The 531-nt window shown below is 55.0% G+C and carries 1 protein-coding gene; it reads left to right on the forward strand.

The window, feature by feature from the left end:
- On the forward strand, positions 1 to 290 hold a 290-nt coding region (locus HP547_RS29280), incomplete at its 5' end, for a transposase (RefSeq protein WP_172289003.1).
- Positions 291 to 531 lie beyond the last annotated feature (241 nt).

Raw genomic sequence — 531 nt, forward strand, 5'->3', positions numbered from 1 at the left:
TAGGCTTGGTGCCCAGGCAGTACAGCACTGGCGGCAAAGCTAACTTGCTAGGGATCAGCAAGCGAGGCGACAAGAATCTGCGACGCCTTTTGGTGCAATGCGCCAGGGTCTACATGCAGAACCTGGCGCGGCAGAAGGGGGCTCTGGCGGACTGGGTGCGAGCGCTTATGACGCGACGACACTCAAACGTGGTCGCCTGTGCGCTGGCCAATAAATTCGCCCGCATAGCTTGGGCGATTTCTGCTCATCACACCCAATACGAAACAGGGCCAGGCGCCTTGAACGCCTGACCCTGTGGTTGTTGCTGTATCACGATTCACCTTTCAGGTTTTGCGATAGCTGAGCAATAGATGAAATAAACGGCCTACCGGCCTGGCGAGGATCCTGACATAAAAATCGGCTTTCGAAGCCGAGCGGCTTTTAAGGATCGTCAGGCGCGGCTCTCATCGTGGCGCGGGGCTTGCCCCAATTTGACGCCGGATAGATTTAAGCAAGCCATCCATTTCATCCGTTAATCAGTATTGCAAAAAA

It is taken from the genome of Pseudomonas sp. CM27 (genome assembly GCF_013179515.1).
Lineage (GTDB): Bacteria > Pseudomonadota > Gammaproteobacteria > Pseudomonadales > Pseudomonadaceae > Aquipseudomonas.